The organism is Papillibacter cinnamivorans DSM 12816, assembly GCF_900176335.1.
In the GTDB taxonomy this organism is placed as follows: domain Bacteria; phylum Bacillota; class Clostridia; order Oscillospirales; family Oscillospiraceae; genus Papillibacter; species Papillibacter cinnamivorans.
This window is the reverse complement of record NZ_FWXW01000002.1, coordinates 297,937-323,436: the sequence shown is the minus strand read 5'-3', so window position 1 is coordinate 323,436 and position 25,500 is coordinate 297,937. Positions and strand designations below refer to the sequence as shown.

At 53.7% G+C, this 25,500-nt stretch carries 27 protein-coding genes, 1 pseudogene and 1 riboswitch; of the genes and pseudogenes, 19 read left to right on the top strand and 9 right to left on the bottom strand.

All coding sequences use genetic code 11. The annotated features are described in order from the left end of the window. Nucleotides 1-13 precede the first annotated feature (13 nt). The 4 genes from B9A13_RS04380 to B9A13_RS04365 all read right to left on the bottom strand — a co-directional run bounded on the left by B9A13_RS04380 (nucleotide 14) and on the right by B9A13_RS04365 (nucleotide 2,503). Nucleotides 14-1,264, bottom strand: a complete 1,251-nt coding sequence (locus B9A13_RS04380; RefSeq protein ID WP_159448020.1) for an MFS transporter — start codon at nucleotides 1,262-1,264, stop codon at nucleotides 14-16. A gap of 2 nt (nucleotides 1,265-1,266) precedes the next feature. After that, a complete protein-coding gene (locus B9A13_RS04375; protein ID WP_084233832.1) occupies nucleotides 1,267-1,860 on the bottom strand; it encodes a helix-turn-helix domain-containing protein in 594 nt (197 codons plus the stop codon). A 129-nt stretch (nucleotides 1,861-1,989) separates the two neighbouring features. Continuing rightward, entirely contained in the window at nucleotides 1,990-2,301 is a 312-nt protein-coding gene (locus tag B9A13_RS04370; RefSeq protein WP_084233831.1) for a YbjQ family protein, read from the bottom strand. After that, the gene (locus tag B9A13_RS04365; RefSeq protein WP_084233830.1) at nucleotides 2,282-2,503 is read right to left on the bottom strand and encodes a hypothetical protein; all 222 of its coding nucleotides are present in this window, start codon (nucleotides 2,501-2,503) and stop codon (nucleotides 2,282-2,284) included. The genes B9A13_RS04370 and B9A13_RS04365 overlap by 20 nt, the downstream gene beginning before the upstream one ends. 266 nt (nucleotides 2,504-2,769) lie before the next feature. On the opposite strand from B9A13_RS04365, the gene infC reads away from it, so the two are divergent. From infC to rplT, 3 genes are read left to right on the top strand one after another with little or no spacing between them, the layout of a single operon-like run. After that, nucleotides 2,770-3,318 (top strand): translation initiation factor IF-3, encoded by a 549-nt coding sequence (gene infC / locus B9A13_RS04360; protein WP_242942771.1) that lies wholly within the window; start codon nucleotides 2,770-2,772, stop codon nucleotides 3,316-3,318. A 45-nt stretch (nucleotides 3,319-3,363) separates the two neighbouring features. Further along, nucleotides 3,364-3,567, top strand: a complete 204-nt coding sequence (gene rpmI / locus B9A13_RS04355; RefSeq protein WP_084233828.1) for a 50S ribosomal protein L35 — start codon at nucleotides 3,364-3,366, stop codon at nucleotides 3,565-3,567. Between the two features lie 35 nt (nucleotides 3,568-3,602). Then, on the top strand, nucleotides 3,603-3,962 hold the full coding sequence (gene rplT, locus B9A13_RS04350; protein WP_084233827.1) for a 50S ribosomal protein L20: 360 nt from the start codon (nucleotides 3,603-3,605) through the stop codon (nucleotides 3,960-3,962). A gap of 335 nt (nucleotides 3,963-4,297) precedes the next feature. Here the strand turns inward: rplT and B9A13_RS04345 are convergent, their stop codons facing one another. Then, on the bottom strand, nucleotides 4,298-5,293 hold the full coding sequence (locus tag B9A13_RS04345; protein WP_084233940.1) for an SPL family radical SAM protein: 996 nt from the start codon (nucleotides 5,291-5,293) through the stop codon (nucleotides 4,298-4,300). 78 nt (nucleotides 5,294-5,371) lie between these two features. Next, on the bottom strand, nucleotides 5,372-6,049 hold the full coding sequence (gene trmB, locus B9A13_RS04340) for a tRNA (guanosine(46)-N7)-methyltransferase TrmB (RefSeq protein WP_084233826.1): 678 nt from the start codon (nucleotides 6,047-6,049) through the stop codon (nucleotides 5,372-5,374). A gap of 420 nt (nucleotides 6,050-6,469) precedes the next feature. Here trmB and B9A13_RS04335 point away from each other — a divergent pair, with 420 nt between their 5' ends. Then, on the top strand, nucleotides 6,470-7,177 hold the full coding sequence (locus B9A13_RS04335; protein ID WP_084233825.1) for a DUF554 domain-containing protein: 708 nt from the start codon (nucleotides 6,470-6,472) through the stop codon (nucleotides 7,175-7,177). Between the two features lie 256 nt (nucleotides 7,178-7,433). On the opposite strand, the gene B9A13_RS14560 is transcribed toward B9A13_RS04335, so the two are convergent. After that, nucleotides 7,434-7,562 (bottom strand): hypothetical protein, encoded by a 129-nt coding sequence (locus B9A13_RS14560; RefSeq protein ID WP_278308997.1) that lies wholly within the window; start codon nucleotides 7,560-7,562, stop codon nucleotides 7,434-7,436. Between the two features lie 126 nt (nucleotides 7,563-7,688). Between B9A13_RS14560 and B9A13_RS04330 the strand changes: the two genes are divergently transcribed. The 6 genes from B9A13_RS04330 to B9A13_RS04305 all read left to right on the top strand — a co-directional run bounded on the left by B9A13_RS04330 (nucleotide 7,689) and on the right by B9A13_RS04305 (nucleotide 13,708). Next, nucleotides 7,689-8,462, top strand: coding sequence for an enoyl-CoA hydratase-related protein (locus B9A13_RS04330; protein WP_084233824.1), 774 nt, complete (start codon nucleotides 7,689-7,691; stop codon nucleotides 8,460-8,462). Nucleotides 8,463-8,996: 534 nt separating this feature from the next. Then, on the top strand, nucleotides 8,997-9,770 hold the full coding sequence (locus tag B9A13_RS04325) for a short-chain-enoyl-CoA hydratase (RefSeq protein WP_084233823.1): 774 nt from the start codon (nucleotides 8,997-8,999) through the stop codon (nucleotides 9,768-9,770). Between the two features lie 12 nt (nucleotides 9,771-9,782). Further along, nucleotides 9,783-10,631 (top strand): 3-hydroxyacyl-CoA dehydrogenase family protein, encoded by an 849-nt coding sequence (locus B9A13_RS04320; RefSeq protein WP_084233822.1) that lies wholly within the window; start codon nucleotides 9,783-9,785, stop codon nucleotides 10,629-10,631. A gap of 17 nt (nucleotides 10,632-10,648) precedes the next feature. Further along, nucleotides 10,649-11,791 (top strand): acyl-CoA dehydrogenase, encoded by a 1,143-nt coding sequence (locus B9A13_RS04315; protein ID WP_084233821.1) that lies wholly within the window; start codon nucleotides 10,649-10,651, stop codon nucleotides 11,789-11,791. 100 nt (nucleotides 11,792-11,891) lie between these two features. Continuing rightward, complete coding sequence (locus B9A13_RS04310) at nucleotides 11,892-12,683, top strand: electron transfer flavoprotein subunit beta/FixA family protein (protein ID WP_084233939.1); 792 nt, start codon at nucleotides 11,892-11,894, stop codon at nucleotides 12,681-12,683. A gap of 17 nt (nucleotides 12,684-12,700) precedes the next feature. Further along, complete coding sequence (locus B9A13_RS04305) at nucleotides 12,701-13,708, top strand: electron transfer flavoprotein subunit alpha/FixB family protein (RefSeq protein WP_084233820.1); 1,008 nt, start codon at nucleotides 12,701-12,703, stop codon at nucleotides 13,706-13,708. 101 nt (nucleotides 13,709-13,809) lie between these two features. Here the strand turns inward: B9A13_RS04305 and B9A13_RS04300 are convergent, their stop codons facing one another. After that, complete coding sequence (locus B9A13_RS04300) at nucleotides 13,810-14,703, bottom strand: LysR family transcriptional regulator (protein WP_084233819.1); 894 nt, start codon at nucleotides 14,701-14,703, stop codon at nucleotides 13,810-13,812. Between the two features lie 14 nt (nucleotides 14,704-14,717). Continuing rightward, nucleotides 14,718-15,341, bottom strand: coding sequence for a TetR/AcrR family transcriptional regulator (locus B9A13_RS04295; RefSeq protein ID WP_084233818.1), 624 nt, complete (start codon nucleotides 15,339-15,341; stop codon nucleotides 14,718-14,720). 373 nt (nucleotides 15,342-15,714) lie between these two features. Between B9A13_RS04295 and B9A13_RS04290 the strand changes: the two genes are divergently transcribed. From B9A13_RS04290 to B9A13_RS04255, 9 genes and pseudogenes are all read left to right on the top strand, one after another. Continuing rightward, entirely contained in the window at nucleotides 15,715-16,173 is a 459-nt protein-coding gene (locus B9A13_RS04290) for a hypothetical protein (protein WP_084233817.1), read from the top strand. A gap of 1 nt (nucleotide 16,174) precedes the next feature. Further along, nucleotides 16,175-17,689: a sodium:solute symporter family protein gene (locus B9A13_RS04285; protein WP_084233816.1), complete on the top strand. Its 1,515-nt coding sequence runs from the start codon at nucleotides 16,175-16,177 to the stop codon at nucleotides 17,687-17,689. A 42-nt stretch (nucleotides 17,690-17,731) separates the two neighbouring features. After that, nucleotides 17,732-18,574, top strand: a complete 843-nt coding sequence (locus tag B9A13_RS04280) for an alpha/beta fold hydrolase (RefSeq protein ID WP_084233815.1) — start codon at nucleotides 17,732-17,734, stop codon at nucleotides 18,572-18,574. A gap of 97 nt (nucleotides 18,575-18,671) precedes the next feature. Then, complete coding sequence (locus B9A13_RS04275; RefSeq protein WP_084233938.1) at nucleotides 18,672-19,400, top strand: CoA transferase subunit A; 729 nt, start codon at nucleotides 18,672-18,674, stop codon at nucleotides 19,398-19,400. A gap of 24 nt (nucleotides 19,401-19,424) precedes the next feature. After that, nucleotides 19,425-20,096, top strand: coding sequence for a 3-oxoacid CoA-transferase subunit B (locus B9A13_RS04270; protein ID WP_143806875.1), 672 nt, complete (start codon nucleotides 19,425-19,427; stop codon nucleotides 20,094-20,096). Between the two features lie 138 nt (nucleotides 20,097-20,234). After that, the gene (locus B9A13_RS04265; RefSeq protein WP_084233814.1) at nucleotides 20,235-21,782 is read left to right on the top strand and encodes an acyl CoA:acetate/3-ketoacid CoA transferase; all 1,548 of its coding nucleotides are present in this window, start codon (nucleotides 20,235-20,237) and stop codon (nucleotides 21,780-21,782) included. A 212-nt stretch (nucleotides 21,783-21,994) separates the two neighbouring features. Then, entirely contained in the window at nucleotides 21,995-22,864 is an 870-nt protein-coding gene (locus B9A13_RS04260) for a 3-hydroxybutyryl-CoA dehydrogenase (RefSeq protein ID WP_084233813.1), read from the top strand. A 39-nt stretch (nucleotides 22,865-22,903) separates the two neighbouring features. Continuing rightward, a pseudogene (locus tag B9A13_RS13875) lies at nucleotides 22,904-23,065 on the top strand (electron transfer flavoprotein subunit alpha/FixB family protein); the annotation flags it as partial. A gap of 582 nt (nucleotides 23,066-23,647) precedes the next feature. Continuing rightward, on the top strand, nucleotides 23,648-25,198 hold the full coding sequence (locus B9A13_RS04255; RefSeq protein WP_084233936.1) for an acyl CoA:acetate/3-ketoacid CoA transferase: 1,551 nt from the start codon (nucleotides 23,648-23,650) through the stop codon (nucleotides 25,196-25,198). Nucleotides 25,199-25,366: 168 nt separating this feature from the next. Then, nucleotides 25,367-25,458: riboswitch (NiCo riboswitch) on the top strand. Nucleotides 25,459-25,500 lie beyond the last annotated feature (42 nt).

The window sequence follows — 25,500 nt, the reverse complement described above, 5'->3', positions numbered from 1 at the left end:
CTGAGCGATTCGCTCAGCCCGAGGTTTTTTCCTGAACCGGCGGCACCGCACCGCCGGTTTTTTCCCGGGCGGAAGGGAGCCTGATTTTCAAGGACGGAAGCAGCAGGACCAGCGCCATTCCGGACGCTAAGAGCCAGAGCGTTCCGACGGACCGCACGCCCAGCAAAGAGCTTCCGAATGCCGCGGCGATTGCTCCCAGCTGAAGGGCAAAGGACTGAAGGGAGAGAAAGGTGGCCCGATTTTCGTCGGGCACCGCGGCGTTTATCATCGTACCCTCGGCGATATTGGATATGCCGAAGCAGAAATAGAGAAGACAGTAGCACAGGGCAAAGGACAGCGGCCGGAGGGATACGGCGGCCAGGGCCACAAAAGAGAGCATGGCCAGCCGGGCCCCGATGAAGACGGACTTGAAACCGATCCGAGAGCTCCTCACAAGTTTTTCCGAAAGCAGGTTTCCTCCGGCGACGGACGCCATATAGAGCAAAGACAAAACGCCAAGGAGGAACGTTTCGGCTTCCGGCGTATCCAGCATGCCCAGAAACTTCGGCTGCCAGTAGGATTCCAGGACGCAAAGGACCAGGCCGATCCCCATCCCGGCCAGTAGGATGCGCCTTAAAAGCATGCTGCCGCGAAGGAGGGAGGTGCTTTGCCGCAGATGCGCTCCCAGCGGCGTTCTTTTTTCGGTGCCCGCAGGCAAATCCCGGGGGATGAGCAGCAGAAGCAGGAGGACCAGCACGAGGGAAAGGAGAAGCCGAAGAAGAAGGTTCAGATCATAGGCGCCGGAGAATACAGGGAACCGGCGGGAAAAAAGAGGGAGAAGGCCCCCCGCGAGAGAACCGGCGGAAAGCCCCACCGACTCGGAGACTGATAAAAGGCGGATCGCCGAGGGAAGCCGGTCCGGCCCGCCGTCCTGCCGGTACCGTTCGATCACGAGAGCTTCAAAGCTGCCGGAGGACAAAGCTCTTGCCGCGCCGAGGAGTCCGGCGGCGGCGAGGATACGAAGGACGCCGGATCCCATGAGGAGCAGGAGAAAAGCGGCCGCTCCCGTGAGCTGGGACAGGAGAAAGATGTTCCGTTTGCCCAGCAGGTCCGCCGCGACGCCCGTGGGGATCTCCAGGAGGACCACAACCGCGGAATAGACCCCGATGCCGAGGGTAAGGTTTGACAGAGAAAGACCTTTTTCCATAAAGACCAGGCTCAGAACGGGGACCAGAAGCCCCTGAGAAAACCAGGAAAGAAGAAGGACAGCGGTATAGCGGTGCATATTCATTTATTTTCCTGTCCTTCGCCCGCGCTTTCCACGAGATCCATACGGTAGAACAGGAAAGCCGCCTCCCAAGGGTGGGTGTTCTCTCCCGCCCGACCGCAGTTTTTCAGATAATCGGAAACCAAATCGCGGAGAGAGTTTGCCTGCTCGTCGGTGAGGTGGACGACGGACGACATAACGTCGGCATATTTTTCGGCGCCGGGTTGTTCCGAAATGCCCCGCGCGCGGGCTTTTTCCACCGCTTTCAGGTATCCGTCGTAAGCGTCCAGGAGAAGCCTGCGCATTACGGCATCCCGGGAAGAGGAGAGATCGTCGGCATACTGCTGGCCGATGCTTACGGTGACATTTGTGAGGCGCATGAATTTTGCCTGAATGCCGTGGATCAGCTCAGTGTGGTCCTGTTCCAGAAGCCCGATGGAAGCGAGCTTCGTCATATGGTGCTGGGCGGAGGAGGGCGTGATGCCCAGCCGGTCGGCGATTTCCTTCGCGGTAACCGGGGTCCCCAGCCTGCTCATCTCCCGCAAAATGCGCTGCCGCAGGGGCAGAGAAAAGATCCGCAGCTCCTTTTCCCCGGAAAGTACGACGGTTTTCACGGCAACATCTCCTTACAAATAATAAATCATAATAATAATTGTAACGATGGAACACGAAAGTGTCAAGCCCGAATACAGTAAAAATATCGCCGCTCCGGGCGGAGCGGCGATATCGGGCCGGACTTGCGTTTATTTAAATTTTACCGCCGTGCCGTAGGCGATGACTTCCGCCGCGCCCTGCATGATGGCGGCGGAGGCGTACCGGATGTTGACCACGGCGTCGGCTTTCAGTTCCTCCGCCTCCGCGACCATCCTCTTGGTGGCGATGGCGCGGGCTTCGTTCATCATTTCGTTGTAGGCCTTCAGTTCTCCGCCCACCAGGGTTTTGAAGCCCTGAGTGATATCGCGGCCGATGTTCTTCGACTGAATGGTGCTGCCCTTGACGAGACCCAGCATTTCAAGCTCTTTTCCCGTGATGTAATCAGTATTTACCAAGATCATCTTCTTCACCGCTCCTTACTTCTTTGATTCGCTCCATGAGAACAAAAACAGACACGCCGATGAGAGCGCAGGGGATGACGGCCCCGATGATTTTCAAAGCCAGGGGGATGCCCGGCATCGTGACGCACAGCCAGAGCCAAAAGATGAAATATACCACCAGAAGAACCGTAATCACAACCGGAGCCACGATTTTCTTTGCCATAAACGGCGCCTCCCACCAAAGTAGCCTCTACCATGTGTATTCTACCAGAAAAGAGCCGGATTTAACAGTGGGAGAGAAGATTTTCATCAGAAAAATGATTGACAGGAGCAGACAGGGCTGATATAATCCTTTCGTACAACAAAGCAGGATCGGTGGCCCCGTCCTCACCTGGCACTTACAGTGTGTGGGTTAACATGGAAGAAGAAACCGAAAAATTCGGTTTTTCGCCAGTTATTTTACGCGGGTGCCTAAACGGTATCCGCGTTTTGCAGCAGTGGAGGTGTTTTAGAATTAGCAATTTAGGTCATCAAATCAACGAAGACATCCGCGATAAGGAGATCCGCCTGATCGGCACGGACGGGCAGCAGCTGGGGATTATGTCCGTCAGGGCCGCCATGGAAATTGCCATTGAGAAAAATCTGGACCTGGTCAAGATTTCGCCCAATGCCAATCCTCCCGTATGCAAGATCATGGATTACGGGAAATTTCGCTTTGAACAGGCCAAGCGGGATAAAGAGGCGAAAAAGAACCAGCGTATTGTGGAGGTCAAGGAAGTTCGCATGTCGCCGGGCATCGACATCAACGATTTCAACGTCAAACTGAAGATGGCGCAGAAGTTTTTGACCGAGGGCGACAGAGTGAAGGTGGCCGTCCGGTTCCGGGGCCGTGAGATGGCCCACACCAACATAGGGGAGCAGCTGCTTCTGCGCTTTGCGGAACAGTGCAAAGAGGTGGCCGCCGTGGACAAGAACCCGAAGCTTGACGGGCGGCACATGACCATGTTCCTGTCGCCCAAGGCTGCCAAACCGCAGTGATTTCTGCAACAGACGAGCGCAATATACGGAAGGAGTAACACCACCATGCCTAAGATCAAGATCAAAACACACAGCGGGGCAAAAAAGAGATTTAACCTGACCAAAACCGGGAAGGTAAAACGGGCCAAAGCGTATAAAAGCCATATACTGACCAAGAAAGACACCAAGCGCAAGAGAGGCCTCCGTACGGCTACCTATGCGGACGTCACCAACGTGGCCGCCATAAAGCGCATGATCCCTTACAAATGAGAATGAACCGCTACAACAAATAGGAGGCTGCAATCATGGCAAGAGTGAAGGGCGCGATGATGTCGCGCAAGAGAAGAAAAAAGATTATCGGATTAGCCAAAGGATATTGGGGAGCCAAGTCCAGGCATTTTAAAATGGCCAACCAGGCGGTTATGAAGTCTCTCACCTATGCGTATACGGGCCGCCGCCTGAAAAAGCGCGATTTCCGCCAGCTGTGGATCACCCGGATCAACGCCGCGGCGAAGATCAACGGAATCAACTATTCCAGGCTGATGCACGGGCTCAAGCTCGCGGACATTTCCATCAACCGGAAAATGCTGGCCGAGATGGCCGTCAACGATAAAGCCGCTTTCACCGCCCTGGTGGAAACCGCAAAAAGCAAGCTGACCGCGTGAATTTAAACCCCCTGCCGCCAAAAGGCGGCGGGGGTTTTTGAGTCGTCGGAAACTCTGTTTTCCGACGGGTACGGGGGAAGAACCGCGCTTTTGCGAAGGCGTGCAAAGTATGCCTTGCGGGAAGTGAATTCCCGCAAGGCATTGAGATTAAATTTTTTCGGATTTTGGTCACGGATCGCAACACAAAATCCGAAAAAGCTTTTCGCCCGTGGCGAAAAGGGCAGGATGACTTCCTTGACAGCCAGAGCCTCGCCGCCGAAAGGCGGCGGGGGTTTTTTTTACAGGGGGCGGAAACCGCAAGAAAAAAACGGAGACCGTGCGCGTAGGCCGCCCGGCTAGGCGATATACAGGACGGGCATTTCCCCCAGGCTCCGGGCCAGCTTTTCCCGAAGAAAGGCCTCGGCCTCCCGGCGGACCTCGGGACGATAGCAGTATTTGCCCCGGCCGCGCCCCGTCATGAGGGCGGGATCGTAGGGCTGGAGGGCCCCGGGGAAGGCCTCCGTGTTGATGGCGTTCTGGACGTAACTGTAGGTCATGAGGATAATTTCGATGAACCCGCGGCGTTTCACCCCGGCGTCCAGAGAGTCCGCCAGGGTATCGATGAGATCCCCGTAAAGCCTTTTCCAGTCCGGCAGAAGGATGACCGGGGCCAGCAGAAGGCCCACGGGGTATCCCGCCGCGCACATCGTATTAAGGGCGCGGATACGGGCGTCCAGGGGCGAGGTGCCGATCTCGATCCGGCGTATGATCTCCGGCGGGTTCACGCTCATTCGGAAGACGGTCTTTCCCCCGTGGTTTATATCCAGCAGCGGCTGCACCATTTCGAACTTCGTGGGAAAGGTAAGGCGGCCCCGGCCTTCCCGAGCAAAGCGTTCAATGGTCCAGGGGAGGTTCCCCGTGACCGCGTTTTCCAGCACCAGGTCGCTGTTGCTGCCGATTTCAAAGGTCTGGGGCGCCGGAGCGCCGGCGTCTTTCTGCAAAAGCCGGTCCAGCATCTCCTCCCGGTTGACGAACAGGCGGAGATAGGAGCACTTGTTGTAGTTGCACACCAGATAACAATAGAGACACATGGCATAGCAGCCGGAGGAGGTGTAGGGCACCAGCCAGTCGGACACCTTTCGGTTGGGCACGTATTTATGGGTCTTGCGCACTCCGACGACAAGGTGCCGCTTGAGCCTGGGAAATTCCTTGTTGCCCAGAGCGCTGAACTCCGGAATGCGGTTGTGGCTTGCGATCTCTGTCCAGGGAAGATCCGCGTACTTTTTTCTCAAGATTCGTCCAAGCTCATAGGTAAGCGCGGCAGGCTCGTAATATACCCCGTCGAAGCGGATATCCAAACTGCAACCCTCCCGGGCCTATTGTGCCGCAAAACGCGGATTCTATTTCAGCGGGCGGCGCCGGGAAACCGTTCAGAGACCGGGAGAGGAGAGCTCCGTTCGCCCGGGATCCGGCGGCATCGGTTCCATCACCGCCGAGCAGCGGCATATGGGGAGCCCCTGCTCGTAAAACTTCGCCTCGTAATCGGTCATAATCTCCGCGGGACCTTTTTCGTGAAGATGATAGGAAACATCCGCAAGGGCAAAGCCGTTTTTTGGCAGCTGGGACAGAGAAAACTCGAAGAGGGGCCGGTTGTCGGTTTTAAAGCGCAGGGAACCGCCGGGCCGCAGGACCTTCCGATAGCTTTGCAGAAAGCCCTCCGAGGTCAGGCGCCGCCGGATGTGCCGGCTGGAGGGCCAGGGATCGCAGAAATTGATATAAATGAGGTCCACCTCGCCGGGGGCGAAGATCTCGGGCAGGAGAGAGACATCTCCGTGGATAAAACGGACGTTCTCCAGCCCCGCCTCCTTTGCCCGCTCCATGGCGATGATCATGGCGTCGGCCACCTTTTCCACGGCGATAAAAAGCACGCCGGGTTCGGCCTCGGCGGAAGCCACGGTGAAGCGGCCCTTGCCGCAGCCCAGCTCCAAGCGAAGCTGGCACCCGGGGCGGAGAAGGTCCCGCCAGGAACCCTTGTGCTCCGCGGGGGCTTCCGCCAGCAGATGCCGGCATTTATCCATACGGGGGATCAGATTTTTCTTTTTCCGCATTCGCATTATGCTCACCCGGCCTGTCGATGCCCCGGGAAGCGGCGGGCCGCTCCGGCGGGGGATATGAATCAGGCCTATCATAGCACAGGGAAACGGAGCCTGTAAAGAAGGAGCCGCAGGAAACCCGGGAGAGGGAAGCGCCGGGCAGCGGGGAAGGCGGCGCGGACTCTTTACAAGCCGGGACAAAACATGTATGATAATGCTAATTCTCTTTTCCCTCATGGAATTTCGACCTAAAAAGACGCCGCCGGGCGTTTTTCTGCGTACTCCGACGAACCATGGAGGCGAGGAGCAAAACGCGATGCGTCCGGCAGCGGAGCGGACAGAAAATCGGCAAGCCGAATGCCGGAAAAGCGGCAGCCGCGCACGGCGCCGGGAGACACGCTCCCAACCCGCCGGGCAGGCTTACGGAGCCTTACCATGATTGCCACCGTTATCAACGCCGTGCTGGTACTGGCCGGCAGCCTGATCGGGATTCTGTTCAAAAACAGGATCCACGAACGGTTTTCCTCCAGCCTGGTAATGGGACTGGGCCTTTGCGTCATCACCATCGGCATCATCAGCGCGATCCGAACGGAGAACATCCTCACGGTAATTATCTGCATGGTGCTGGGGACCCTCATCGGGGAAGCCGCCCGGATCGAAGACCGGCTGGACGGCATCGGGGAATTCTTGAGGAGCAGACTGGCCGGGCGGGGGGAAAACAGCCGGTTTACCGAGGGGTTTGTGACCGCATCCGTCCTTTTCTGCGTGGGTTCCATGGCGGTGATGGGGAGCCTGGAGGCGGGTATCAACCACAATTACAGCATCATCATCTCCAAGGGAGTGATCGACGGAGTCACTTCCATCACTTTCGCGGCCGCCATGGGGATCGGCGTTGCCTTTTCCGCCCTTCCCATTCTCATTTACCAGGGCGCTCTGACGCTGCTGGCGGGCTGGGTGGGGCCGCTGCTCAGCGAGAGCGTGGTGACGGAAATGTCGGCGGTGGGGGGAGCCATCATCATCGGGATCGGCCTGAACATGCTGGGAATCGGGAAGAACAGGATCCGGGTGGGGAATATGCTGCCCGCCATTTTTCTTCCCATTGCATACATACCCTTTGCCAGCTGGCTCGTTTCCCTGTTCTAGAAGCTTTGCGCATATGCTCAATAGCAGACTTCAATAAAAATGCTGATACAACAAGTGGAACCGTATGGTTGTCCCCCGCCATCGGCGGAGGACAACCATACGTCTTGAGCTTGTCGAAAAGGCGTTCCGCCTTTTCGACAAAAGGGCTTGCAGTCTGCCGCACGCCTCGCCGTCCGCCATAGGCGGACGGTTCGATGCTTGCAGCCTGAGAAGTATTTTCGGGCACGTACATGCCGCGCCCGAAAATAATCCGATTTTATTTCGCCGCTCCGGCGGCAAAATTCTGCGAGGCTTTTTCGACAACCATACTGTCTTTTTTAATCCTGCATTGGATAATAGTATAAACAGCGGTTTTTCCGGACATTCCGGAAAAACCGTTTTTCATTCAAAATGACTCTTGCACTCAAGGAAAAATGATGTATACTTATAAATGTGTATATACACGAGTGTAATTACACTCGTGCGGAAAACGAAAAGGAAAGCATCATTTTAAATTCAGGGAGGGCAACGTATGTTTGTAAAACTGGAAAAGCAGGGGAACATAGGGATCCTGACACTCAACCGTCCCGAAGCGCTCAACACCATCAGTCCGGAGGTCACCCGGGATCTGGACGCCGCCATCTCGGCGCTGGAGACGGACGAGACCATCTACGCCGTTATTCTCACGGGAGCCGGAAGGGCGTTCGCGGCGGGAGGGGACCTGTCGTCCATGAAGGACTGGACCGTTCTGGAAGCCAGAGAATTTTCCTTTGAGGCCAACCGGGTCTTTTCGAGACTGGAGAGTCTGCCGCAGCCGGTGATCGCGGCAGTCAACGGCGTCGCTCTGGGGGGCGGCTGCGAGCTGGCCATGAGCTGCGATATCCGGATCGCCAGCGATAAAGCCAAGCTGGGCCAACCGGAAGTCAATTTCGGGATCACTCCGGCCGCGGGAGGAACCCAGCGGCTGCAGCGGATCGTGGGAATGCCCAAAGCCATGGAGCTCATCTGGACCGGAACTGTGCTGGACGCGGGAGAAGCGCTGGCGATCGGGCTCGTGAACCGGGTGGTGCCCCATGAGGAACTGATGGAGGCCGCCCTGGGCCTTGCCCGGACCATCGCATCAAAACCTCAGGTTCCGGTACGTTTAGACAAGACGGTGATTCGCCGGGGAGCCCAGTGCGATCTTCAGAGCGGAATTGAATTGGAGATTTCGGCGCTGGCCCTGTGCTATTCCTCCGAGGATCAGAAAAACGCCATGGGAGCTTTTCTGGAAAAAAGGAAGCCCGAGCCTTTTAAAAACAAATAGGGGAAGGCATCGGAAAATCCGCACGGCGGAAGGCTGCAAAACGCATACCGGCGCATGGCGCCGCAAATGGAAACATGACGAATCGGAGACGGCAGGTCCGCCTCCGATTCATGTTTTGATTGACAATCATGAACTGAAAGCAGAATATAAACAAAAAAGTCGGGAGAAACGACCTCAAATGTATGAATCGGTAAAAACGACAGCCCATATTTCGTGTATTTTACTAAAAACAAAATGCTTGATTCCGGGGGGGTAAGGATGTATACTGTTTTTATAAAGGGCGCAGCATGTCCGCGCCTGCAGAAAGCCGGGTTTGGGTTTTTAGAGTGTGTGAAATGGATAAAAAACGGAACAGAGAACTATTCGCCGTACCTGATTATTTGGTGCGGTTTTCAATGGAATGAATTAGTTAAAAAATTAACAATCACATGAGCGTGTTCAGTTTTTACGGCCGGTAAAAAGGCGGATTTTATTCAATCAGCGCATGGATTACCATTTATCATATAATCCAAATCAGTAAAGGGAGGATTACAAATGTACGTCAATCTGGAAAAACAGGGAAACATCGGAATTCTCACTATGAACCGCCCGGAGGCGCTCAATGCCATCAACGCCGACGTTCTTAAGGACCTGGACGCCGCCCTTAACACCATCGAGCAGGATGAGGAAATCTATGTCGTCATCGTGACCGGCGGAGGAAAATCGTTCATCGCCGGCGCCGACATCGCCATGATGAAGGATCTGTCGGTGGCCCCGGCAAAAGTATTTATTACGGAGGGACAGAGGATCCTCACAAGGCTTGAGGATATGGGCAAGCCCGTCATCGCGGCGGTGAACGGTTTCGCTCTGGGCGGCGGATGCGAGCTTGCCATGTGCTGCGACATCCGGATCGCCAGCGAAAAGGCCAAGTTCGGGCAGCCGGAGGCAGGCCTGGGCATTACTCCGGGCTTCGGCGGAACCCAGAGGCTTCCTCGGATCGTGGGATTGGCAAAGGCCAAGGAACTCATGTGGACCTGCCGGATTATCGGCGCACAGGAAGCGCTGGAGATCGGCCTGGTTAGCAAAGTGGTCCCCGCCGAGGAACTCATGAACACAGCCATGGAGCTTGCAAAGGCCATCGCGGCAAACGCCCAGGTGGCGGTCCGCCAGTGCAAGGCCGCGGCCAACAGGGGCATGCAGTGCGACATCAAGACGGGTCTTGCATACGAAGCGGAAGCGGTCGCCCTGTGCTTTGCCACCGAGGATCAGAAGGACGCAATGCAGGCATTCGTTGAGAAGAGAAAGCTCAACGGATTCAAGAACAGATAACAGGAGGGCATTATGAAAAAAATACTCGTTGTAGGCGCCGGCACTATGGGACTTGACATCGCACAGGTCTTCGCAAAGAAGGACCTGGACGTTACGGTCCGCGACATTTCCGACGAGATTCTTGTCAGAGCCAAGGACAAGCTGGAAAAAGGCATGGCGAAGCTGGTGGAAAAGGGCAGGATGACGGAAGAGGCAAGAACCGGCGTCCTGAAACACATCACCTTCACCACCGACCTGAAGGCTGCGGCGGATGTGGACCTGGTGGTGGAAGCCGTCCTGGAAGTCCTGGATGTCAAGAAATCCCTCTTTAAGGAGCTGGACGGCATCTGCAAGCCGGAAACCATTTTCGCATCCAACACCTCCTCCATCTCCATCACGGAAATCGCCTCGGCTACCAAACGGCCCGATCGGTTTATCGGAATGCACTTCTTTAATCCCGCCACGGTGATGAAGCTCATCGAAGTGATCCGGGGAGCGCACACCACGGACGAGACCTTCAAAAAGGTTTACGATCTGTCCTCCTATATCGGAAAGGAGCCTGTGGAAGTACAGGAGGCTCCCGCCTTTGTGGTCAACCGGATCCTCATTCCGATGATAAACGAAGCAATCGCGCTGTACGCGCAGGGAACCGCCTCGGTGGCAGACATCGACAAAGCGATGATGCTGGGCGCGAACCATCCCATGGGCCCTCTGACCCTGGCAGATTTTGTCGGGTTGGATATCGTTCTGCACGTTCTGGACACGATCTACAGTGAAACCGGTGATCCCAGATACGCTGCGCACCCGCTGCTCCGGAAGATGGTCAGAGGCGGAATCCTGGGCAAAAAGAGCGGCAAGGGCTTCTACGATTATTCAAAGTAAATTTGGAGGGAAATGTTATGGATTTCAAGCTTTCGCGCGAGCATCTTCTTTTACAGGAGATGTACAGGGAATTTGCCGAGAAGGAAGTAAAACCTCTGGCGGAGGAACTGGACGAGGAGGAGCGTTTCCCTGTGGAGACGGTCCCGAAACTGGCCCGGTACGGCTTTTTGGGCCTTCCTTTCCCGAAGGAATACGGCGGCCAGGGCGGAGACTATCTGTCGTACGCCATGGCCATCGAAGAGATTTCCAAGGTCTGCGCCACCACCGGCGTCGTCCTGTCGGCTCACGTGTCGCTGTGCTGCGCGCCCATCTATGAGTTCGGCACCGAGGAGCAGAAGAAAAAGTACCTCCCCTCTCTGCTCAAGGGCGAGAAACTGGGCGCTTTCGGACTCACCGAGCCCAACGCGGGCACGGACGCCTCCATGCAGCAGACCAAGGCGGTCCTGGACGGCGACAAGTATATCCTCAACGGAACCAAGATATTCATCACAAATTCCGGTTACGCCGATGTCTATATCATCATCGCAATGACCGACAAGTCCAAGGGGACCAAGGGAATTTCCGCCTTCATCGTGGAAAAGGACACCCCGGGCTTCACCGTGGGCAAGAAGGAAAAGAAGATGGGCATCCGCGGCTCTTCCACCTGCGAGCTCATCTTTGAAAACTGCGTTATCCCCAAGGAGAACCTCATCGGCAAAGAGGGACAGGGCTTCGGCATCGCCATGAAGACGCTGGACGGCGGCCGGATCGGCATCGCGGCCCAGGCGCTGGGCATCGCAGAGGGAGCCATCGACGAGGCCGTCAAGTACGTCAAGGAGCGCAAGCAGTTCGGGAAGAGGATTTCCCAGTTCCAGAACACCCAGTTCCAGCTGGCCGACATGTACACTAAGGCCCAGGCCGGTCAGATGCTGGTATACAAGGCCGCCTGCGCCAAGCAGGACAAGGAGCCCTACGGGCACCTTGCCGCCATGGCGAAGCTGTACTGCGCGGAAATGGCCAGCGACGTGACCCGCAGAGCCGTCCAGCTTCTGGGCGGATACGGATACACGCGGGAATATCCTCTGGAGCGCATGATGCGGGACGCCAAGATCACCGAGATTTACGAGGGCACCAGCGAAGTGCAGAGAATGGTTATTTCCGGCTTCCTGAAGGTGAACTGAACCCCGGAACCGGTCCGCTGAAAAGCCGCGGCAACCGGAGGCTTCCATACTGCGGAAGCTCATACAAATTTGTGCGATGCGCTTGGAGGTAAAAAACGATATGAAAATAGTCGTATGTGTCAAACAGGTCCCCGATACGACCGAGGTCAAACTGGATCCGGTAACGGGTACTCTCATCCGGGACGGCGTTCCCAGCATCATCAATCCCGACGACAAGGCGGGAATCGAAGCGGCGCTTCGGATTAAGGATCAGGTGGGCGGAATGGTCACCATCCTTTCCATGGGCCCGCCCCAGGCGGACGTTGCCCTGCGGGAAGCCCTGGCCATGGGCGCCGACGAGGCGATTCTGCTCACCGACCGGGCTTTTGCCGGCGCGGACACCTGGGCAACCTCTTCCACCATTGCCGCGGCCCTGAAGAAACTGGACTTCGACCTTGTAATCGCAGGGCGTCAGGCCATCGACGGAGACACCGCTCAGGTGGGTCCCCAGATCGCCGAGCATCTGGGAATCCCCCAGGTGAGTTATGTGGAGGGCATCGAAGAGGTCACGAACAAGAAGATCGTGCTCAAAAGGCAGTTTGAAGACAGGTATCACATCGTAGAGGTGAAATATCCCTGCCTGATCACCACCCTGGCGGAGCTCAATCCTCCCCGGTACATGTCCGTGGGCGGGATCTTCGACGCCTACAGGGAAAAGACGGTCCAGGTGTGGAGCCTGGATACGATCAAAGACACCATCGATATGGCAAACGTCGGCCTTGCCGGCTCTCCCACAAAGGTCAAGAAGTCCTTCACCAAGCAGGCGAAGGGCGCTGGCAGCAAGTATGAGGTTGGGGCGGACGAAGCCGTCAACATCATCATGACCAAGCTGGCAGAGAAATTCATTATATAGGCTGGAGGGCGACGAAAATGAGTAAAAACGTATTTGTGTTTGCCGAGCAGAGGGACGGCGAGATCCAGAAGGTCTCCTTTGAGCTGATCGGCAAAGCCAGGGAGCTGGCAAATACTTTGGGCGAAAAAGTGGTTGCGATCCTCCTGGGCCACAAGGTGGAGGGACAGGCCGAGCGTCTCGTCGCCTACGGGGCGGACGAAGTGATCCTCGTGGACGACAAAATGCTTGCCGAATACGTCACCGAGCCTTACGCCAAAGCGATCGCGGCCGTGATTCATGAATTTGATCCCGAGATCGTGCTGTACGGCGCCACCGCCATCGGGCGGGACTTGGCGCCCAGAGTGTCGGCCCGGATCCACACGGGACTTACCGCCGACTGCACAGGGCTTGCCATCGACCCGGAGACCAAGAACCTTCTCATGACCCGCCCCGCTTTCGGCGGAAACATCATGGCCACCATCGTGTGCCCCGATTTCCGGCCCCAGATGGCCACCGTCCGGCCGGGCGTGATGCAGAGCTGCCCCATGGACACCAAGGTCAAGGGCAAGGTCACGAAGTTTACGGTACCCTTTGCCGCCGAGGACATGAATGTGAAGATCCGCAAGGTGGTCAAGGCCGCAAAGAAGGCCACCGACATCACCGAGTGCAAGATCCTGATTTCCGGCGGCCGCGGAATCGGCAAGGCCGACAAGTTTGAGATGCTCAAGGACCTGGCGGACGTGCTGGGCGGGGAGATTTCTTCCTCCCGCGCCAACGTGGACGCCGGCTGGATCGGCAAGGAGCGTCAGGTAGGGCAGACCGGCAAGACCGTGCGGCCCAACCTCTATCTTGCCTGCGGCATTTCCGGCGCCATCCAGCATCTTGCCGGCATGGAGGGTTCCGACCTTATCATCGCCATCAACAAGAACAACACCGCGCCGATCTTCGACGTGGCCGACGTGGGCATCGTGGGCGACGTGAACGTCGTCGTTCCCAAGCTTACCGAAGCGATCAAAAAGTACACGGAAGAAAAGTGCGCCAGGTAACATCGGTTAAAATGTAAAGAAAAAGGATGGGATGCGGGTAAACCGCATCCCATCCTTTTTCTTTCAGCAGCAGGAAACAGTCAATGCAACATACGTTGCTTTTATGTACTTTTATATTTTAAGGCAAACTCACTTAAAATGTAATTTTGAATCCGTTCCATTACCTGACTGTATCTGGCATTTCTTTTTGTGACTAAAACAAGCCTGCATAAAATATCATATTCGAGCGGAACGAGCCTGTATAAAGGATCGGCGGCCATTGAACGCGCAATGAAATCAGGCAGAACGATAAAGCCTTCTTTCTGTAAAATCATTTTCTGCACATAATCAGCGTTATAAGACGAAAAAATATGCTTTTTCCCGATCAGGTTCAACTCATTCGCATATATGATGTGCAGAACGTCTTCCGAAGTGACGACGGTTTCCTCCAAGAAGGATTTCAGACTCAGTTTTTTCATTTTTTCCGATTCGTACTGACCGGATACCAATCCGACGAGATTGCACGAAGCAATGTCCGTAACGAGATGATCTTTTGAAAGCTCAGTAATCTTCTGAGGCAGCAATACTATAGAAATATCCATTTCCTTCATGAAACTTTGGCTTGCGATCCTGTCCGTCTCATAATAATCGATGGGTATGCCAGGATTCAATTCGCAGAACTTCGCGATTATATTGCCGAAACACGCGTTCCCGCAAAGCGGCGATACTGCGAATTTAATGGGATGCTCCACCTTTGTCCGAATCATTTTGATTCTCGCCTTAATATTATTGAAAGTATCGATGATATCTATGGCATCGGCAAGTAAAATCTCGCCTTCCTGGGTCAGCTCAAAGGTGGGATAGTCTCTGATAAACAATTTGGTATTCAGTTCTTCCTCCAGCTGTCTGATGGATTTGCTGAGCGCAGGCTGAGATATGTAGCAATTAGCGGCCGCCTTGGTGAAACTCTTTTCTTTCGCTATTTCAACAAAATATGTTAGCTGCTTAATATCCAAAGAATCACAACCTTTTATTCAGATCCAGCGATTGTTGCTTCTTTCACCATCAATGCAATGCTGTCAGCAAATCTTCTGACTACTTCATCCAAAATATCCTCCCCGATTTCCATCCGATGGTAATTCAAGAAGCTAAGGCTTCTCATCATTGCGGCAACCACTTTCGTATTGATCGGACAAATCAGATCGTTTGCCGAAATCCAGCTGTCAATAATACGGCAGAGTTTTTCACTGCTCAGACGTTTAAATTCCCGCAGCCTTTCGTGGCCGGCCTGATCAAAAATAGAAGATACGGTTGAAGGGTCATAAGCTTTTGACAGAATCGGGTGTTCCAGTAAGTGCCGCCTGTTCTCAAATATATATTCCAACAACAGATCGGATAAGTTGCCTTTCTTATACAGAAACAGCTCCTCCATCTTTTCATTGAGTATTTTCCACTCCCGTTCATACAAGTCCAGATAAAAAGCTCCTTTTGAGCCGTAGAACAAATAAAACGTACCTTTTCCAACGCCGGCCTCTTTCGTAACATCTTCAATTGTTGTTTTTCCAACTCCGTATTTGGTGAACAAATACATGCCCGCATCCAGGAGCTTATCCCGGATGATCTCTTTTTCTTCAGATGAAAAATGTCTCGGCATCCAAGTATCCCCTTAATTATATTAGTCTTGCGCAGATGGTTGTTTTTTTCACGCTTTCGCCAACCTGATTCTGAGTATTTTCCGTCATCCGTTTGGTGTGCTTTTTTTCAGTATAGCACAGCTTAAGCAAAAATCAATGACCAAATTGTAATTATAGCCACTGGTTATAGATTATGAATTATAAGTATTTCACAAAATCGAGGCAGGGAGGTATACTTACGCTATCCATTTTACCGAACAATTCGGAGAGAACTTGAAAATCGCCGTGAAATGTGCAGAGGCCCAGGCACAATCCGGGCGTGAGGAGGGTTGAGAGACATCATATTTTTCTAGAGCGGCTAAAGGCACTACATACAATTTGGGGAGGGTTAACATGACTGGATCTTCAAACAAAAACGGAATCTTTGTGGTGGTCACCGGAATTCTTTGGGTAGCCGTGACTCTTATGGCGTGGTATGGCTACTGGTACCAGGGGATCTTTGTTTCTCTTGTCATGATGCTGCTGTATCTGATCACAGGGGCAAGACTCAACGGCAAACTGGATAAATCATTCATGGTTTACCCCATTCTTTCCTGGTTTGTGCTTTGGGTAGTAAGTTTCGGACTGGTGGGATACTATTCCTCCATGTTCCGAGGTTCGGCACCAACGTTTACGCTTCTTGGATTTCACCCGTCCTTCGCATGGGTGTTTATCGCGTGGGTTGGATCGGTCCTGACCCTTTCTCTCGGCTTTTATATCAACAGGGACAAATGGCTGTCCCGGAAAGACTGGGAAGAGTATCAGGCTAAAATCAAGCGCATGAATCAGGAATTGAGCAAGGGGGTCAAATAACATGAGCGGCGGAGCAAGAATTGCCATCGCGCTGTGTGCATTCGGTGTGGTAGTGGTTTCCCTTTTAATCGGCTGGTGGTCTAAAAAAAAGATGAGCAGCGCTCAGTCTTTTTTCGGAAGCACGGCGCTGTTCGGGCCGGTTTCAGTGGGACTGGCCACCATGGCCGCGGCAGCCAGCGTATTCGCGGTTATGGGCGTTCCCGGTAACTTCTATGTACTGGGCAACACCATCAATCTATGGATTTTATCTTCCGGCGGTTTTGCGCTGAGCTACATCATTCTGGGCAAGAAAATGCGCGCCATGGCCGAACTGGGGCCGATATCCACTCTGGGCGACGTGGCGGCCCTGCGGTTTGAAAACCACAAAGGCATCAAATTCATTTTCGCCATATTGATTTTTCTTGCCAGCATAGCCTACCTTTCCTCTCAGATCAAAGGTGTAACCGTGCTGTTCGGGTATCTGCTGGGCTGGTCGCCCCTTACCTCGGCGCTGGTTATCTTCGGTATTCTCATCGTCTACACGGCTATCAGCGGCGACGTGGGCGGCCTTTTGACCCAGGCATTTCAAGGCTTCGTGATGGTTGTGGCGGGAATCATCCTGGTTATTTCCTTCTATATGATCACCGGCGGTATGGAAAACGCGGTTATGACCATTGCCAACGCCGGAGAGGTGACAGGGGGCGGCATCACCAAGGCTCTGTCTCCAAATATGCTGGACGGCTGGGGCGCAGCAACCAACGGAACGACCATGGCATTTGTCATCATGCCCATGATCGGCCTTCTTGGCCAGCCCGCCATTCTATCCAGAATGTATGCACTCAAAGACCCAAGAGATATGCCTAAAATGGGGCTGTTTGCTTCCGTATCCCATCTGTTTGTGTCTTTTCTGGCAGTAGTGGCCGGCATGGGCGCAATGTATCTGGTTGCCAGCGGCAGGATTCTTCCGCTGGAGAACGCGGACAGCGCAATCCTCGCTTTCTCCGAGCATGTAGGTATTGTGTGCCAGGTCTTTACATATGCCGCAGTGATCAGCGCGGCGCTGTCCACCGCCAGCATGTTTTTAACAATGGCTTCCGGCATGGTGGCCAGGGATGTTCCGGATGCGTTGGGAATGAAGCTTGACACCCGGAAACAGGTAACCGTGGGACGCGTTGTCATGGTGATCCTGGGCATCGCCACCATCGCGTTCACCCTGAAGAGCGGCTCCATGGTGGCAATGCTGACAACATTGGGTTACGGCACCTTCATCACAGCCACTTTCCCTGTTTTCGTCATCGGCCTTCTTTGGAAAGGCTGCAGCAAGGAGGGCACATTCTGCGGACTTCTGGTATCGCTGGTGCTGAACATTGTCTGCATGATCCTGGTGAGCAAGGGGGTCAAGTGGCCCGGCGGGCTGCCCTGGTATATGAACGTCATCGCTCTGTCCATCATTGTTACCGTTGTGGTTTCGCTCTTCACCAAGGGAGCCAAGGGCAACGCGCTGGATCCCAGGGTCCAGGCGGCGATGGATCTGTAAATCCGCTGTGAAAGCATAAAAATAGGAGGCAAAATCTAATTCATGAAAAGAGAGTACAGTAAGAAAATCGGCAAGTATGAGTTCCAACTGATAAAGTGGGAGGGGCAGAAAGGACCTGTTTTCTGTATTCATGCCCTGACCGGAAACGCCAACCATTTTCAGCTGATCGCCAAGACCCTTACGCCTGAATATCAGGTAATTTCCTATGACCTCAGGGGACGGGGCGACAGCTCTCCGGCCGACAAGGACAGCAATGTCATGAAGCATGCCGACGACGCCATTGCCATCATGGACGATTTGGGCCTGAAAAATCCCCTGATCATCGGACATTCCATGGGAGCTTATACGGCGGCCATCGTTGCTTCCCGCAGAAAGGATGTGCGGGGCCTGGTGCTGCTGGACGGCGCCGGGGTTGTGACCGAGCAGGATGTCAAAAACATCGAGCCCGCCCTGGAACGGGTGAGCAACGTCTTCGAGCGCAAGGAAGACTATATAGAAGGCGCACGCGAGTCCTATAAATCCATGGGGCTGGACTGGAATGAGATGCTCGGCAACAGTGTCGACCATGAAATCGGACGGACTCCGGACGGGAAGTATAAATGCAAGGGAGACCCCGGCGCCATCCACAGCGATCTGATCAGCCTGATGGAGTACCCGCACGAGAAGATTCTGCCGTATATCTGCTGCCCCACACTGCTGGTTTACGCAAAGGGAATTTTAGGCAGCGCCCCGCTGTATTACGAAAAGGCGTACGATAAAACCAAGGCGCTTATCAAGAATCTGGACTTCTATATTACCGAGGAAAATCACTTTACCATGATGCATAAAGACAGCCCCGGACTGCAAAGCACAATAAAAGCCTTTGCGGATAAGTGCTTCGCCTGATGGGAAAAGAAAACCATACACAGGGAGGGAACGGGTTCCTTCCCTGTGTATGGGGAAAACGGATATCAATCACATTGCGGACAAAGGGAGGGTACCGATGAATAAGACAGCGGAAATCGGAGAGGTAATTGACCGGGTTCAAGACGGTATGACTATTATGATCGGAGGCTTTCTCGGGGTGGGTTCTCCTCTGAACTGCCTGGAAAAGCTGGCGCAGAAAGATGTGAAGGATCTGACGGTGATTGCCATTGTCAACTCTTATCCCGGCGGAAGCTTTGATCTGGCGGCGCTTTTTGAGCGAAGGCGGGTCCGGAAATTTATCACGGCGCATGCGGGCACTTGTCCTGAGGCAGTTCGGGCTTTTAAAAGCGGAGAGCTTGAAATCGAATATTATCCCATGGGCACCCTCATTGAAAAAATTCGTGCGGGCGGCGCAGGACTAGGCGCGGTGGTTACCCCTATCGGGGTGGGTACTTTGGTGGAACAGGGAAAAGAAAAGCTAACCATTGGAGGAAAGGAATATCTGGTGGAGCTGCCTCTTCGGGCGGACATGGCGTTTATCAAAGGCTACCGGGCAGACACAACCGGCAATGTCCAATACAGGGGAATTTCCATTAACAGCAATCCCGTCATCGCCTCCGCCGCAGAGTATACCGTTGCGGAGGTCAATGAAATTGTCGCACCTGGAGAAATTGACCCGGAACGCGTTGGAACACCCGGTATCTTTGTAAACTCCGTGGTGCAGGGGTATTCGCTGCCGCAGCAGCAGGAGATCTACCGGCGAATGTGGACAAAAAGCGGATATCTGCGCGAGACAATCGCTTAATTGAAGTGACAGAAGGTGTTAATCGTGGATGCAAGAGAACGAATTATCCGGCGGGCGGCGCTGGAGCTGCAGGATGGAGAAGTGGTGAACCTGGGGTTCGGTATGCCCGTGGGAGTTGCCAACTGCATTCCGGCTGAGAAGAACATTGTCTTCCAGACGGAAAATGGAGCTTTGATGTTCGGCCCCACACCCGGATGGGGAGACGATGATTCCGACACGGCAAACGCCGCGTCCCAGCCTATCACGTTGCTCCCCGGCGCAAGTATTTTCGACATTGCCACCTCCTTTGCCATTATCCGGGGCGGACATGTTGATGCCACCATTCTGGGAGCACTGGAAGTGGATCAGGAAGGCAATATTGCAAATTGGGCCATTCCTTTTGAAGAGGGGAAATATCTGCCGGGTATGGGCGGAGCCATGGATCTTGTGGGCGGCGCCAGAAAAGTCATCGCAGTGCTCCAGCACTGCGACAAGCAGGGGAGTTCCAAAGTGCTTCGCGCCTGCACGCTGCCCATAACGGGCAAGGGCGTCGTGGATACAATTATCACTGAAAGAGCGGTCTTCCGAGTGACACCGAGAGGACTGCTGCTGGAAGAACTATCCGAAGATATGACCGTTGAGGAGCTGCAGAAGATTACTGATGCCGATTTTGAGGTTGACGGTCGGGTGCCCGGCAGGTATCGGATCGATTGCTGACCCCCGTACAGACCGGAAAGACGAGCTGTCGCCCGGGTATTGTGATTTTTCCGAGTTACATATTCTTTGCCTGAAAACGGACAGAGCTGATATGGGGCAATCTTACCGTAAAAAACAGCAGAGGGGAAGACGAAAGGGTTGAATAAAGTAAAAACCGCCCAGCAGGCGGTGCGGATGATCAAAAGTGGAAGCACGGTCGCAATATCCGGTTTTGTAGGAAACGGCCATCCCGAGGAAATAACGGCAGAGATGGAAAGAGCGTTTCTTGCTTCCGGAGAACCCAATCGTCTCACGCTGGTATATGCCGCCGGACAGGGAGACGGGAAGGAGAAGGGGCTAAATCATCTGGGCCATGAGGGGCTCGTAACAAAAATTATTGGCGGGCACTGGGGCCTTGCACCGAAACTGCAAGCACTGGCGATGAATAATAAGGTACAGGCGTACAACCTTCCCCAGGGCGTTATATCTCATCTGTTCCGGGATATAGCGGCCAAAAAAGTGGGAACCGTCACCCATGTAGGCCTGAAAACCTTTGTCGATCCCCGCATTGGGGGTGGAAAACTCAACACAATAACGGAAGAGGATATTGTCAAGGTAATCCGGATCGAGGGAGAAGAAAGACTTTTATATAAGGCGTTTCCCATTGACGCGGCAATCATACGAGGCACGTATGCCGACGAGAAGGGAAACATCTCCATGGAAAAGGAAGCGGGGACGCTTGAGACCCTCTCCATCGCCCAGGCTGCTAAAAATTCCGGCGGAGTTGTAGTTGCTCAAGTGGAATCCGTCGTAAAAAACGGCAGCCTGGATCCGCGCATGGTAAAAATCCCGGGAATCTATGTGGACGCAGTAGTTGTAGCTCAGCCCGCCAATCACATGCAGACTTTTGCGGAGCAGTTTAATCCCGCTTACTGCGGCGATATCAGAATACCTCTCGGCTCGACCAAACCGATGCCTTTGAATGAAAGGAAAATCATATCCAGGCGGGCAGCCATGGAGCTGGTTTCCAACGCGGCGGTAAATCTGGGGATCGGCGTTCCGGAGGGAGTGGCTGCGGTGGCTAACGAAGAGGGGATAGGAGAAGCCATGACACTTACTGTAGAAGCCGGTCCTGTAGGGGGAGTGCCGGCGGGGGGACAGAGCTTCGGCGCCTCCGTCAACTGCGAATGTATCCTGGATCAGCCGTATCAGTTTGATTTTTATGACGGAGGCGGTCTTGACATTGCTTTTCTGGGATTGGCGCAGTGCGATAAAAGGGGAAACGTCAACGTCAGCAAATTCGGCCCCAGGATAGCCGGATGCGGCGGATTTATCAACATCACCCAGAACGCTAAAAAGGTGATATACTGTGGAACGTTTACCGCCGGCGGGCTGGAAATTTCCACCGAAAACGGGACGCTTGTCATTATGAAAGAGGGGAAAGCAAAAAAATTTATCGACCAGGTGGAGCAGATCACGTTCAGCGGGGAATATGCCCGGGAAACAGGCCAGAAAGTTCTCTACATAACGGAGCGCGCGGTTTTCTCTCTGGAAAGAGAAGGCCTGACGCTTACAGAAATCGCTCCGGGCGTCGATCTGGAGAAAGACGTATCGTCCTGTATGGATTTCAAGCCTCTCATCGCCCCTGACCTGAAAAAGATGGATAAAAGGATATTCAGGGCAGAGGCTATGGGTCTTAAATTATAGGGAATATCAAAAAAAGGCGCAGCAGGGCAAAATGTCCGCTGCCCAGGGCTCCTTAATCATTTTTTACTTGCATATGCCCTCCTTACATGGATGGATTGTGCCATTTTTTGGCACAATCCATCCGCATCAATGCGGTTAAGGGAACTAAACATAAAATTTTCAGCGACATAATAAACCGATACGGAATGGATATCATTTAGGAGGAATCACTTATGAATCAAATTTTTACAGTCGGTGCCGGTACCATGGGGCTTGGAATCGCACAAACCTTTGCAGCAAAAGGCAAAGAGGTTGTCATCCGCGATATTACGGACGAAATTATCGACAGGGCCCGGATAAAGCTGCAAAATGACCTGTCCAAATTGGCGGAAAAGAAAAAAATATCCGAAACGGAGAAAGCCGATGTTCTCGGGAGAGTAAGGTTTACCACGGATTTAAGTGAAGCTGCGAATGCAGAGTTGGTGATAGAAGCCGTTTTGGAAAATTCGGAGATTAAAAAGAAGCTTTTTCAGGATCTGGATGGCATATGCGAACCCGCGGCTATTTTTGCATCAAATACATCCTCCATTTCCATCACGGAGGTCGCGTCCGCCACTAAACGGCCGGATCAGTTCATCGGCATGCACTTTTTTAACCCCGCTCCCGTTATGAGACTGGTGGAGGTGATCCGGGGAGCGCGGACGTCGGACAAGACTTTCCATGCAGTGTACGATCTGGCGGCGGAAATTGGGAAAGACCCTATCGAAGTGCAGGAGGCTCCCGCCTTTGTGGTCAATAAGGTGCTGATTCCCATGATCAACGAAGCCGTAGGCCTGCTTTCCGAGGGGATCGCATCTGCGGCGGATATTGACAAAGCCATGATGCTGGGAGCCAATCATCCCATGGGACCGCTGGCATTGGGAGATTTTATCGGTCTGGATATCTGCATTAGCATTTTGGATACCATTCACCGTGAAACGGGGGATCCCAAATATGCGGCGCATCCCCTGCTGAGAAAAATGGTCAGGGGCGGACTGCTGGGCAAAAAAAGCGGAAGAGGGTTCTACGACTATTCCGAACAGTCTCGAAAACAAGCTTTTTAATGGGATATTGAGCTGACTATCGGGACGAAACTATATCCTACCGGCATGGAGGGTTCCGACCTTATCATCGCCGTCAACAAGAACAACACCGCGCCGATCTTCGACGTGGCCGACGTGGGCATCGTGGGCGACGTAAACGTCGTCGTTCCCAAGCTCACCGAAGCGATCAAGAAGTACACGGAAGAAAAGCACGCCAGGTAATCAAACCTTTAATTTCCAGCAAACCGCCCATTTTTACGGGCAGTTTGCTGCATTTACCCGGGAAAATAGCACGGAAGATGCAGATTTTACCTATAAAATTTTGATTGACAAAATGTTTTATGAACCGATACAATAATAGTAACGAATGCTTTTAAGAATCTTCTCACATTTCCGTACTTCCAGAAAGCTTTATTGCATTGAAACGTATCTTTTCAACGCAATAAAGCTTTCTTTTACAAAATCCAGGGGCTGGTCCCCAACTATCTGTCTTTCTTTGACATTGCTGCATTTCTACTGACAATTTACCGATTATCGTGTAAGCGATATTGCAATATAAAATATTGACGGAAATAAAGTCGCATATTATAATTATAAGTATATTTTATAAATTCAATAACGTTTAAAATATAAGAATAAACCCTTCCTAATCGGAGCGGCGGATTATTCGGAGAAAAGACAAATAATATTGCAGCTGCAAAATTTTGTGCCGATCCGGATTCGCCATTTAACGAAAGAGAGGAGGCGCGGAGAAACGCATAAGGTGGCCACGGCGGTCCAAAATTATCGGAAGGGAAGATGAATATGACGGGGAAAGTGAGAACAGCCGAAGAGGCCGTACGCATGATTCCAAACGGCAGTACGGTGGCGGTGACCGGTTTTGTGGGGAACGGTCATCCGGAGGAACTGACGACAACCATCGAAAAATGCTTTTTGGCGACCGGAGAACCCAATCACCTGACGCTGGTATACGCGGCGGGGCAGGGAGATTCCAGAGAAAAGGGACTCAACCACCTGGGACACGAAACCCTTGTGACGAAAATCATCGGAGGACACTGGGGACTGGCCCCGAAGCTGCAGAAGCTCGCCATGGAGAACAAGGTGGTGGCGTACAATCTGCCCCAGGGGGTCATATCCCACCTGTTCCGGGATATTGCGGCGGGAAAGGTGGGGACCATCACCCACGTGGGACTGAAAACCTTCGTGGATCCGCGGGTGGAAGGCGGCAAGCTCAATGAAGTCACCACGGAAGACATCGTCAAGGTCGTTGAAATCGACGGGGTGGAGCGGCTTTTATACAAGGCATTTCCTATCCATGTGGCGATCATCCGGGGCACATACGCCGACGAGAAGGGCAATATCACGATGGAAAAGGAAGCAGGGACGCTGGAGACCCTTTCCATCGCCCAGGCCGCTAAAAATTCCGGCGGCATCGTAATCGCCCAGGTGGAAGCGATGGCCCGATACGGAAGCCTCGACCCGCGCAAGGTCAAGGTTCCGGGAATTTATGTAGACGCTATTGTGGTCGCCCAGCCCGTCAACCACATGCAGACTTTCGCCGAGCACTTCAATCCGGCTTACTGCGGGGATATCAAGGTTACCGCCAGCTCCGCCAGGACTATGCCTCTGGACGAAAGAAAGATCATATCCAGGCGGGCCGCCATGGAACTGGTCCCCAATTCCATCGTGAACCTGGGAATCGGCGTACCGGAAGGAGTGGCTTCGGTGGCAAACGAGGAGGGCATCGGGGAGACGATGACCCTGACCGTTGAGGCCGGGCCTATCGGAGGGATACCGGCGGGCGGGCAGAGCTTCGGCGCCACGGTGAACGCCGAGTGCATCCTGGACCAGCCGTATCAGTTCGATTTTTACGACGGCGGAGGGCTCGACGTCGCTTTCCTGGGGCTCGCGCAGTGCGACAGGGAGGGCAACGTAAACGTGAGCAAATTCGGGCCAAAGATTGCCGGCTGCGGGGGATTCATCAATATCACCCAGAACGCAAAAAAGGTCGTGTACTGCGGGACATTTACCGCCGGAGGCCTGGAGATCTCCACCGGAGAAGGCAGGCTGGTTATTGAAAAGGAAGGCAAGGCGAATAAATTCATCGAGCGGGTGGAACAGATCACGTTCAGCGGGGAGTACGCCAAGGAGACCGGACAGAAGGTCCTGTATATCACCGAGCGGGCGGTATTCGAGCTGAGGCAAGATGGGGTGACCCTCACGGAAATCGCGCCGGGCGTGGACCTAGAGAGGGACATCCTGGCCCATATGGGGTTTGCGTCACCCATCGACCCGAACCTGAAAACCATGGACGAGAGAATTTTCCGCACGGAGTCAATGGGCCTCGAGATTTGAAAACGCTATATTCAATCTTTCCCGGCCGGCGCGGTTTTCCGCGCCGGCCGGGAAAGATTTCACCGGTTTTATGCAAAACAGCCGAAACAAAGCGGATCGTCAAGCATATTGACAAGGAGACCGGCATAAGCTAGAATACAATTTGATCTCTTTGCACTGCATTTTGCTACAGTACAAACTGAGCAGGCGATGGATCCGGGAGGATCCGTGGGGCTGGGCCTTTCGAGGCAACAGATGATATGCACATCTGTGGGACAGTGGTATGTTCCGCAGGTGTGTTTTTTATACATACGGAACGGGAC

Excerpts from the sequence above, each read along its gene's own strand:
- B9A13_RS04380 (WP_159448020.1), bottom strand. The coding sequence starts at position 1,264 with ATGCACCGCTATACCGCTGTCCTTCTTCTTTCCTGGTTTTCTCAGGGG.
- B9A13_RS04370 (WP_084233831.1), bottom strand. The coding sequence starts at position 2,301 with ATGATCTTGGTAAATACTGATTACATCACGGGAAAAGAGCTTGAAATG.
- B9A13_RS04365 (WP_084233830.1), bottom strand. The coding sequence starts at position 2,503 with ATGGCAAAGAAAATCGTGGCTCCGGTTGTGATTACGGTTCTTCTGGTG.
- rpmI (WP_084233828.1), top strand. The coding sequence starts at position 3,364 with ATGCCTAAGATCAAGATCAAAACACACAGCGGGGCAAAAAAGAGATTT.
- rplT (WP_084233827.1), top strand. The coding sequence starts at position 3,603 with ATGGCAAGAGTGAAGGGCGCGATGATGTCGCGCAAGAGAAGAAAAAAG.
- trmB (WP_084233826.1), bottom strand. The coding sequence starts at position 6,049 with ATGCGGAAAAAGAAAAATCTGATCCCCCGTATGGATAAATGCCGGCAT.
- B9A13_RS04335 (WP_084233825.1), top strand. The coding sequence starts at position 6,470 with ATGATTGCCACCGTTATCAACGCCGTGCTGGTACTGGCCGGCAGCCTG.
- B9A13_RS14560 (WP_278308997.1), bottom strand. The coding sequence starts at position 7,562 with ATGAAAAACGGTTTTTCCGGAATGTCCGGAAAAACCGCTGTTTATACT.
- B9A13_RS04330 (WP_084233824.1), top strand. The coding sequence starts at position 7,689 with ATGTTTGTAAAACTGGAAAAGCAGGGGAACATAGGGATCCTGACACTC.
- B9A13_RS04325 (WP_084233823.1), top strand. The coding sequence starts at position 8,997 with ATGTACGTCAATCTGGAAAAACAGGGAAACATCGGAATTCTCACTATG.
- B9A13_RS04320 (WP_084233822.1), top strand. The coding sequence starts at position 9,783 with ATGAAAAAAATACTCGTTGTAGGCGCCGGCACTATGGGACTTGACATC.
- B9A13_RS04315 (WP_084233821.1), top strand. The coding sequence starts at position 10,649 with ATGGATTTCAAGCTTTCGCGCGAGCATCTTCTTTTACAGGAGATGTAC.
- B9A13_RS04310 (WP_084233939.1), top strand. The coding sequence starts at position 11,892 with ATGAAAATAGTCGTATGTGTCAAACAGGTCCCCGATACGACCGAGGTC.
- B9A13_RS04305 (WP_084233820.1), top strand. The coding sequence starts at position 12,701 with ATGAGTAAAAACGTATTTGTGTTTGCCGAGCAGAGGGACGGCGAGATC.
- B9A13_RS04295 (WP_084233818.1), bottom strand. The coding sequence starts at position 15,341 with ATGCCGAGACATTTTTCATCTGAAGAAAAAGAGATCATCCGGGATAAG.
- B9A13_RS04290 (WP_084233817.1), top strand. The coding sequence starts at position 15,715 with ATGACTGGATCTTCAAACAAAAACGGAATCTTTGTGGTGGTCACCGGA.
- B9A13_RS04285 (WP_084233816.1), top strand. The coding sequence starts at position 16,175 with ATGAGCGGCGGAGCAAGAATTGCCATCGCGCTGTGTGCATTCGGTGTG.
- B9A13_RS04280 (WP_084233815.1), top strand. The coding sequence starts at position 17,732 with ATGAAAAGAGAGTACAGTAAGAAAATCGGCAAGTATGAGTTCCAACTG.
- B9A13_RS04275 (WP_084233938.1), top strand. The coding sequence starts at position 18,672 with ATGAATAAGACAGCGGAAATCGGAGAGGTAATTGACCGGGTTCAAGAC.
- B9A13_RS04260 (WP_084233813.1), top strand. The coding sequence starts at position 21,995 with ATGAATCAAATTTTTACAGTCGGTGCCGGTACCATGGGGCTTGGAATC.
- B9A13_RS04255 (WP_084233936.1), top strand. The coding sequence starts at position 23,648 with ATGACGGGGAAAGTGAGAACAGCCGAAGAGGCCGTACGCATGATTCCA.